The sequence below is a fragment of the Phenylobacterium sp. genome (assembly GCF_035276905.1).
Classification (GTDB): Bacteria; Pseudomonadota; Alphaproteobacteria; order Caulobacterales; family Caulobacteraceae; genus Phenylobacterium.
Map to the genome: position 1 here is coordinate 1 of NZ_DATELG010000349.1, position 7,326 is coordinate 7,326.

At 65.0% G+C, this 7,326-nt stretch carries 6 protein-coding genes; 4 read left to right on the forward strand and 2 right to left on the reverse strand.

Annotated elements, in window-relative coordinates; all coding sequences use genetic code 11:
- Positions 1–75: 75 nt before the first annotated feature.
- The 4 genes from VJS38_RS16495 (at position 76) to phbB (ending at position 5,055) form a co-directional block, all read left to right on the forward strand.
- Positions 76–879 carry a phosphosulfolactate synthase gene (locus tag VJS38_RS16495; protein ID WP_324089246.1) on the forward strand — a complete coding sequence of 268 codons (804 nt, stop codon included), beginning with the start codon at positions 76–78 and terminating at the stop codon, positions 877–879.
- Between the two features lie 100 nt (positions 880–979).
- On the forward strand, positions 980–2,791 hold the full coding sequence (locus VJS38_RS16500) for a PHA/PHB synthase family protein (protein ID WP_324089241.1): 1,812 nt from the start codon (positions 980–982) through the stop codon (positions 2,789–2,791).
- A 54-nt stretch (positions 2,792–2,845) separates the two neighbouring features.
- Positions 2,846–4,210 (forward strand): MmgE/PrpD family protein, encoded by a 1,365-nt coding sequence (locus tag VJS38_RS16505; protein ID WP_324089242.1) that lies wholly within the window; start codon positions 2,846–2,848, stop codon positions 4,208–4,210.
- A 122-nt stretch (positions 4,211–4,332) separates the two neighbouring features.
- Positions 4,333–5,055: an acetoacetyl-CoA reductase gene (phbB, locus tag VJS38_RS16510; RefSeq protein ID WP_324089243.1), complete on the forward strand. Its 723-nt coding sequence runs from the start codon at positions 4,333–4,335 to the stop codon at positions 5,053–5,055.
- A gap of 593 nt (positions 5,056–5,648) precedes the next feature.
- Here phbB and VJS38_RS16515 read toward each other — a convergent pair.
- Positions 5,649–6,236, reverse strand: a complete 588-nt coding sequence (locus VJS38_RS16515; protein ID WP_324089244.1) for a MarR family winged helix-turn-helix transcriptional regulator — start codon at positions 6,234–6,236, stop codon at positions 5,649–5,651.
- Between the two features lie 9 nt (positions 6,237–6,245).
- Positions 6,246–7,166, reverse strand: coding sequence for an SMP-30/gluconolactonase/LRE family protein (locus VJS38_RS16520; RefSeq protein WP_324089245.1), 921 nt, complete (start codon positions 7,164–7,166; stop codon positions 6,246–6,248).
- Positions 7,167–7,326: the final 160 nt, after the last annotated feature.

Below are 7,326 nucleotides of genomic sequence, written 5' to 3' on the forward strand. Positions count from 1 at the left end.
CTCGGCTTGCGGCCCGCGGCAGCGCGAGCCCGCCGTCAGCCGATCCGGAAGGAGGCGCCAATGGACGAAACCGCCATGTCGTTCATTCCGCGGGCAGCGCGATCCGCTAAGCCGCGCCGCACGGGACTTACGGAGATCCGCGGGCCCTATTATGCCGCCTACGGTCCGCGTCATCTCGCCGACGTCATGCAGACCATGGGGGCCTATGTCGACGGCGTAAAATACGCCGGCGGTTCCTTCGCCCTGATGCCGAAGGCCATCGTCGCGGAGATGAACCAGATCGTTCACGACCACGACGCCTATGTTTCGACGGGGGGCTGGATCGAAACCGTCCTGAAATTCGGCCCGGAGATGGTGGACCGCTATCTAGCTGAGGCCAAGTCGCTCGACTTCGATGTCGTAGAGATCAGCGCCGGCTTCCTCAGCCTGCCCGCCGAAGCCATGCTGCGGCTTATCGAACGCGTGCGCCAAGCCGGTCTCAAGCCCAAACCGGAGCTTGGCGTTCAGTTCGGCGCCGGCGGAAGCACCCAATCCGAGGAACTCGCGGCCGAAGGCGTCAAACCAACCTCCTGGCTGGTTACGCAAGCCCGCAGATGCCTGGAGGCAGGCGCCGAGATGCTGATGATCGAAAGCGAAGGCGTCACCGAGAACGTGACCGCCTGGCGCACCGACGTCCCCGCCGCCATCGCCGCCGAACTTGGCCTCGATCACGTCATGTTCGAGGCGGCCGATCCGGCGGTGTTCGAGTGGTACGTCAAGACCTTCGGCAACGAGGTGAACCTATTCGTCGATCACAGCCAGATCGTGCAGCTGGAAGCCCTGCGCGCTGGTATCTGGGGCACGAAGAGCACCTGGGGCCGGATTGCCAACCTGCTCTGACAGTTAGTTTCTCTCGCCGCTGGGAGGAGGGGTCCTTTAGGCGGAGCTATCGCCCGCCCCGCTCGTTTGTCAGACCTGGGGGACCTGCCTTTGGTCTGGCATGAACGACAAGACTTCTTCGAGTGAACACCGCAATGGTTCGCCGTCGACGCTACCGCGCACGACGGTCGATCGGACCCGCCGCCTGCAGCTGCCGCCTGAGCGTCGCGCGCCAAAGGGCCTCTGGGGCCAAGCCGACGGGCTCCTGCACGCCATGGAAGGCCGGCTGACGTTCGGTTTGTCGCCCCTCGTCCTTTCCCTGGCCGCCCTCGACTGGGCCGTCCACCTGGCCAATTCGCCATTCCGCAGGTGCGAGCTTGTGAGCGAGGCATGGGCCGTCTGGCAGCGGCTCTGTATGGCGGTTCTTTTCGGCGAGGCGGTCGAACCGTGCGTCGGCGATCACCGCTTCGCCGATCCGCGTTGGCAAGAGCTGCCGTTCGCCGTCCCGAAGCAGATGTTTCTGCTGGCCGAAGAGTGGCTCGATGGGGCCACGACGGGGCTGCCCGGCGTCAATCTCGACAGCACACGGCTCGTCAACTTCGCCGCCCGGCAGTGGCTGGACGCCTTCTCCCCCTCGAACCTGCCGTGGGCGAATCCGGAGGTCATCGACGCAGCTTTCGCCCAGTCGGGCGCAAATCTCCTCCGCGGCGCGCAGAATTTTTTAGAGGATCTAGCCAGCCTCATGGGCGCGACCTTCCCGCGGCAGGACGGTCTAGAAGTCGGCCGCGATCTGGCGATCACGCCGGGCCAAGTGGTCTTCCGAAATCATCTTTGCGAGGTCATCCAGTATTCACCGCAGACCGAATTCGTCAGGCCCGAACCGATCCTGATCATTCCCGCGTGGATCATGAAATACTACATTCTCGACCTTTCGCCGCATAACTCGCTGATCCGTCATCTGGTGGAGCACGGATTCACGGTCTTCTGTCTTTCCTGGAAGAATCCTGGCGCCGAACTGCGTGACGCTCCATTCGACGCCTATCGCGCGGAAGGCCTGCTTGCGGCGCTCGATGTGGTGGAGGCCATCCAGCCTGACGTGGCGGTCCACGCCTGCGGCTATTGCCTCGGCGGCACCCTGCTGGCGATCGCCGCCGCCGCGCTCGCCCGCGATGGCGACGGGCGGCTGGCGAGCCTCACCCTATTCGCCGCCGAAACGGACTTCACGGAGGCCGGCGAGCTTCGCCTGTTCACGACTCAGGACCAGGTCGCCTTTCTGGAAGACGTGATGGCCGCCCAGGGCTTTCTTGACGGCCGGCAGATGGGCGGCGCCTTCCAGCTGCTGCGCTCTCGCGACCTGATCTGGTCGCGGCTGGTCAAGACCTATCTGATTGGCGAGCGTGACCAGCCCAACGACCTGATGACGTGGAACGAGGACGCCACGCGGCTGCCTTACCGCATGCACTCGGACTATCTGCGCCGCCTCTATCTGCGCAACGACCTCGCCGAGGGCCGCTTCGAGGTGGAGGGCCGACCCGTTTCCGTCGGCGACATCCGCGCGCCCTTCTTCGTCGTCTCGACCGAGACGGATCACGTTGCCCCCTGGCGTTCGGTGCACAAGATCCATCTGCAGAACGAGGGCGAGATCACCTTCGTGCTCACGACCGGCGGCCACAACGCCGGGATAATCAGCGAGCCTGGCCATCCGCACCGCAGCTACCGCCTGCTCGCCCGCAAGAAGGACGGCTCCTATCTGGGCCCTGACGACTGGTACGCGGCCGCCGAACAGCACGACGGCTCCTGGTGGCCGGCGTGGATCGAATGGCTGCGCGCCCGCTCCGGTCCGCAGGATCGGCCTCCTCCCAAGGCTGCCGCCGGCGACAAGGGCTTTCCCGCGCTGGAACCCGCGCCGGGGAGCTATGTTTTCGAGCGGTGAGCCGCCATGCCCGAGACCGCGCCAAAGCTGAGAGCGAGTGGTCGGACCTCCGAAGTGGAGCGCCTCGCGCAATTCGTCCAGCGGGCCTCCTACGGCGACCTCTCCACGGCGGCGCGCGAAGCGCTGAAGATCCGCGTGCTGGACAGCCTGGGATGCGCCATCGGCGCGCTCGGCGCGGACCTCATGTCGGTCGTACGTCGCCAGGTCGTGGAGTTCGGCGGGTCGCCGCTCTGTAGCCTCATTGGCGGAGGCAGGACCGCGCCCGACCGGGCGGCGTTCATGAACGGAGCCTTGGTCCGCCATCTCGATTTCATGGACGCCTATCTCGCGCGCGGCGAGACCTGCCATCCGAGCGACAATCTGGCCCCGGTGCTGGCGGCGGCAGAATACGCCGACGCGGACGGCGCCGGCCTGATGACCGCGCTCGCCGTGGCCTATCAGGTCCAGGCCCGGCTCAGCGACGAGGCGCCGGTGCGCGACCGCGGCTTCGACCACACGACCCAGGGCGCATTCGCCGTCGGTGCAGGCGTCGCCAAGGCGCTCGGGTTGGACGCGGAGCAGATGGCGCACGCGATCGCGCTGGCCGCGGTTGGCAACGTCGCCTTGCGGGTGACGCGCACCGGCGACCTCTCCCATTGGAAGGGCCTCGCGTTCCCGAACACGGCCTTCATGGGCGTCCACGCGGCCTTTCTGGCGATGCGCGGCGTCACCGGACCGCTGGAGGTGTTCGAAGGGGTCAAGGGGTTCAAGGAGAGCGTCAGCGGCCCGTTCTCGATTGACTGGGCCGCGGAGGACCTGGAGCGGGTCTGCCGGACCATCGTCAAGAAATACGACGCCGAGGTCCACGCCCAATCGGCGGTGCACGCCGCCCTGGCGCTGCGTGCGCGCCACGGCTTCACAGCGGCCGATGTCGCGCGTGTCGAGGTCGAGATCTTCGAGGTCGCCTACCACATCATCGGCGGCGGCGCTGAGGGCGACAAGACGCTGGTCGCGACCAAGGAGCAGGCCGACCACAGCTTGCCCTACATGGTCGCCGCGGCCCTCTGCGACGGTGTGCTCATGCCCGCCCAATATGCGCCGGAACGCATCGCCCGCGACGATGTCCAGGACCTGCTGCGACGTGTAACCGTCAGGCCGGACCAAGCGTTCTCGGCGCGCTTCCCTGACGAGATGCCGTGCCGTGTCGCGATCTGGCTGAAGGACGGGGCCCGCGTGGCCATGGAGGCGCGGGACTATCCCGGCTTCCACACCCGCGCCGCCTCATGGGAGCACGCGGTCGAGAAATTCAACGCCCTCGCTTCGCCGCTGATCTCAAGCAACAGCTGCGAAGCCATCGTCAAGGCGGTGGCGGGGCTGGAAGAGTTGGCGGTGCATGACCTCACCGCCGCCGTTGCTCGACCGATGGAGCGAGCCCACTAAGAGCCGACGGATTCCTGCGGTTCGCTGCCTCCCGATTGGACCCTGCCTCGCGACAACGGGGTTTCTTCCTCCGCAGAGGATTGAGCGCCTGCCGCCGGTGCAACCGATAAGGAGGAAAGCCCATGGACCGTGTCGCACTGGTCACCGGCGGTGTTACGGGCATCGGCGCCGCCACATGCGCGGCTCTGACGAACGCTGGGCGCCGCGTCGTGGCGAACTATTTTGGAGGAGAGGACGAGGCGAACGCCTTCAGCGCGCGCACCGGCACGCCCGTCTTTCAGTGGGACGTCGCCGACTTCGACGCCTGCCATCGGGGCGTCGCCGAGGTCACGCGCGCGGTCGGGCCGATCGACATCCTCGTCAACAATGCGGGCGTCACGCGCGACGCGACGCTGCATAAGATGACCAAGGAGCAGTGGCGATCCGTCATCGAGGTCGATCTGGGCGGTTGCTTCAACATGTGCCGCGCGGTGATCGAGGCCATGCGCGAGCGTCGTTTCGGACGGATTGTGAACGTCAGCTCCGTCAATGGACTCGCCGGACAGTTCGGCCAGACGAACTATGCTGCGGCAAAGGCGGGAATCGTCGGTTTCACCAAGGCCCTGGCGCTCGAGGGGGCGGCGCGAGGGATCACTGTGAACGCCATTGCGCCAGGCTATACCGATACCGCGTTAGTTGCAGCCGTGCCTCCCGACATACTGAAGGAGATTCTCGCGGCCGCGCCGGTCGGACGGCTCGCCCAACCACCCGAGATCGCTCGCGGCGTCGCCTTTTTGACCAGCGACGAGGCCGGCTTCATCACTGGCGCCACGCTGTCCATCAACGGCGGCCGCTACATGCAGTAGGCCACGACGGGCGCCTTTGCGTCGGCTACCCGGATCGCCTCGCCTCTGTCGTAGCATCAAAAGTCACGAAGCCCGCGCGCAGAAGACGGCCGAGCCGGCAGCTGCGCGAACAGAGTTTTACCGGGCCGCTCATCATGCTGCTGACGGCGGCGCGCCGACCAGCTGAGCCAGTCGGCGCGGCAGATGGCTCAACCACGACCCCGCCCGTTGTTCGAGAGATCTGATATGGAGCGTGCTTGAACTGTTCTTCTGAGCATGCGCCGGAGCACGAGCCTTGTGGCGAGGCCCTTCTCTTAGGCAAGGAACTTACGGGCTCTTCATGAGCCTCAAATAGAATGCTGCGAACACCAAGACAATGCCGACATTCTCCAGCAAACGCTCCATGATGTGTCCCTTAAAGAACAGCAAGTCTACGCCAATGATAACGGATACCATCGACACAATGTATATTGTGACGTATATATTCCTTGTCATTTCAGCACCAGCTTATCTTGCGAAGCATTCCTTCGGTTGGATGGTTGTAGCGCTGGGCGAAATGGGCCCCGGGCGGACACAGTGTACCGCATCCCGGCTCTCCGTCGCCTCGACCGGACTTAAGAGCGGTCTTGCGGGCTCCGTTTTTGGGGCGATGGCGCCGGATTCAATGCGCGTACACGCCGAAGAACCTGCGATAGACGGTCTGCGGTCCTGCCATATTCGCCGATATTCATCATAGATATTTCGTGCAGCAGCGCAGCCCCTCTGGGTTGAAGCTTCAGAAGCACGCGACGACGGTCCTCTTGCGACTCCTCGCGCATAATCAGACCGCGCTCGACCAATCGAGCGACGAGGCCCACCGCGCTATGATTGCGGATCATTAGACAGTCAGCCAGCTCGCCGATGCTCATCGCCTCGTATCCACTATAACTGCGGATCGCCAGGAGAGCCTGATGCTGTTGTGGAGTCACGCCAGCCTGACGCGCCGCGTTGTCGCTGAATTCCAGAAATTCACGCAGGGCGCGCCGAAAATCGCCGATCGCCTTGTATTCGGCATCGCCAAGTTCGGCCTGATTATCGGGAGCGACGTGGCCCGTAGTTGTCATGCTGATGAGATTCTCCTTGTTTTTGAGCGGCTCAACTTGCCAGATTCGGGCGGTGCCAGAGCCTATGACATGGCGGGCGCTTGACCAGGAAACCGCCAACGGTCTCGCTCATGGCGAAAGCTTAGTTGGCTCGGAGTGGAAGACATTGGGCGCAGCTCCAGGGGCCGGTGCCTCCAAGGCGAACAATGCGCCGTCGTCAGGATGTGCTGGGCGTTCCGCCTCGGGGATCGGAAAGGACGCCGAGGTCACGAACAGCATATCAAGATCGTCACCGCCGAAGGCCGGCATGGTCGGGTAGCGCGGTGGAACCGTGAGGCGCCGCTCAAGTCGTCCAGCGGGATCGAAACGCAGCAGGCAACCCTCGCCGAACAGCGCGCAGATATAGAATCCGTCGCGGTCGACGACGGCGCCGTCGGGACCGCCGATGTCGCCCCCGCCCTCGACGGTCGCGAACACCCGACGCTCCCCCGTCTCGCCAGAGGCCGGGTCATAGTCCACGGCCCAAATGGTCTTCTTCGCGGTGTCCGCGTGATAGAGCAGACGTCCATCCGGACTCCACGCAAGGCCGTTGGCGATCTGCACGGGCGGCGTGACCGCTCTCCAGGCGCCGTGATCATAGCGCCAGACGGGCGCAGCCCGGTCGACGCCGCAGGCCCGAGCCGCCTTGGGCGCGTAAAGCGGCCCGACAAGGAAATGGCCGGCGGGATCGCAACCGCCATCGTTGAAGCAGAACCGCTGCGAATCGTACGGCGGATTGGCCAGCCATCGAAGCGCCCCGCTTCGCGGATCAAACTGATAAAGCCCGCCGCGGAGCGCCACGAGCACGCCGCCGTCGTCCGTGAAAGCATAGCAGCCGATCCAGTCCGGCATCGGCCAGACCTGTTGCTCTGCGGTCTCTGGGTCCAGCCAATTCAACGCGGGCGCGCGCATGTCGACCCAGTAGAGGCGGCGCTCCCCGGATCTCCATCGCGGGCATTCGCCGTTTAAGGCGCCGGCACGTAGCACACATTGGGCATCCACTTGGATCACGTCGGCTCAGGTGCAAGTTCGTCCACGATGTGTGGCCTGGAGCCAGCTCAATGGCCCCACACGCATCGGGTTCCGATGTATCTTTCGGGAACGCGCGTCCTGCGGCGCGGTTTGTCCAGCGGAATATCATGCGAGGACGGCGCGTCCGTTGGCCAAGGTC